At 69.8% G+C, this 1,796-nt stretch carries 2 protein-coding genes and 1 pseudogene; all 3 read right to left on the reverse strand.

Features of this window, described 5'->3' with window-relative positions:
* Nucleotides 1-88 precede the first annotated feature (88 nt).
* Nucleotides 89-616 carry a sigma-70 family RNA polymerase sigma factor gene (locus AC27VN_RS40450; RefSeq protein ID WP_093345067.1) on the reverse strand — a complete coding sequence of 176 codons (528 nt, stop codon included), beginning with the start codon at nt 614-616 and terminating at the stop codon, nt 89-91.
* Nucleotides 617-796: 180 nt separating this feature from the next.
* Nucleotides 797-1,138 carry a hypothetical protein gene (locus AC27VN_RS40455; RefSeq protein WP_057595065.1) on the reverse strand — a complete coding sequence of 114 codons (342 nt, stop codon included), beginning with the start codon at nt 1,136-1,138 and terminating at the stop codon, nt 797-799.
* A gap of 199 nt (nt 1,139-1,337) precedes the next feature.
* Nucleotides 1,338-1,796: pseudogene (locus AC27VN_RS40460) on the reverse strand (hypothetical protein); the annotation flags it as partial.

A 1,796-nucleotide genomic window follows, 5' to 3' on the forward strand; every position in this document is an offset into this window, starting at 1 on the left:
CCCTGCAGCTCGAGCATCCACTCGACCGCGCGGCGCGCGACCTCGGCCGAGACGGGCGGCTCGGCGATGCCGGGAGGGGGAAAGCTGCTCACCGGCCCGCCGGCAACGCGTCCGGGAAGTAGCACTGCAGGGCGGCCTTGAGCACGTATCGCTTGACCGTGGTGACCGACAGGCCGAGCGCCTGCGCGACCTCGTCATGGTTCAGGCCATCGAGCCGCGTCATCAGGAAGGCACGCTTCACGGCCAGCGGCAGGCCGTCGAGCAGGCGGTCGATTTCGGCGAGCGCCTCGAGCAGCAGCGCGCGCTCCTCGGGCGAAGGCGCCAGTTCGGCCGGCACGAGGGTCAGCGCCTCGAGATAGGCCTGCTCGAGCTGCTGGCGCCGCCAGTGGTTGGCCAGCACGCGCTGCGCCACGGTCGTGAGGAAGGCGCGCGGCTCCTGGATCGCCAGCAGTTCCTCGCGCGCCAGCAGCCGCACGAACACGTCGTGCGCGAGGTCGGCGGCGCGGTGGCCGTCGCCGAGCCGGCGCTGCAGCCAGCGCCACAGCCAGCCGTGGTGGTGGCTGTACAGGGCTTCAACCTGCGTCTGCAGCGGAAGGTCGGCGAGCGGGAGGGACACGGTCACGGACGGGCGCGGGCCCGCGCGGCTTGAAGATGGGAATGATTCTTATCTTACAAGCTGCGCCGCGTTTTCTCGCTGCTTTACGTCCGCCCCAACGAAAAACCGGGCCACGCTCGTCGCGTGGCCCGGTTTCCCTAACCAATTCTCTTCAACAGAAGCGGCTTGCGCCGCCCGGCATCACAGGCCGGCTTGACGCGTCAGCGTGCGGGCTTGCGCGGGAATCACGCTGCCCGGGAACGATTCGCGGCGCAGGTTCTGGCCGGGAGCGTGGGCGGCTGCCACAGCTTCGCCACGGACCACGGCGCGGTCGGTGTTGCCGGCCACCACGGGTGCCAGGTTGGCGGTCGCGCCGTCGGCGTAGATGTTGCCTTCGCGGGCAGCGGCGGCGGCCTGGGGCGCCACGTCGGCGCGGCTGTAGCCGGAGGTCACCGAATGCACGCCTTCATAGGTTTCCGCGTGGGCGCCGGCAACGGCGATCAGCGACAGGGCGGCGGCAGCGAGGATGTTCGAGGTCTTCATGAGTGTCTTTCCTTTGGATGGTCTTCTTTTGGGTGAGGCGGAGTTTGCCTCATCAAACCAGGGAAAACCCTTGCTCCAATGAATCACGGTGTTCACGAAATTGAAACAATGGCCGGGAACTTTCGGACGACGACGCCCAAATAGCTACATTCGGCGCCGAATCGCCGGGCTTTCGGCCCGCGCGCCGAATACCTTCCGCCTAGCGCGGCCAGGCGCGCAGCACGGCGCGGATCGCGCGCGTGTCGCCGGCCTTGACCTCGGCGCGGTAGCTGCCGACCAGCGCCTCGCGCTCGCCATCGGCCTGCGCATCGCCGCGCCAGGCGGCCAGCGCGGCGATCTCCTCGTCGCCGAGCGCCGACAGCCAGACCAGCGTGAGCTGCCGCTCGAGCTCGCGCGCGACCGTCAGCAGGTTGCGCTGGCGCGTCGAGGTCACGCCGCGCGACCACAGCGAGTCGATGGCGCCCTCGAGCGTGGCCTCGGGCAGCGAGGTGAACTGGGCCGCGTTGCCGCGCGCCAGCTGCTTGACCACGGCGCTCATCAGCAGTTCGCTCGAGAAGTCGACCTCGCGCAGCTCGGCTACAGCCATGCGATCGAGCAGCCCGGTGCGCGCCGGCCCCGGCGGGTTGGCCTGCTGGCGCTTGATGAAGTCGGCGCGCGC

It is taken from the genome of Variovorax sp. 20P10.2.4 (assembly GCF_058244205.1).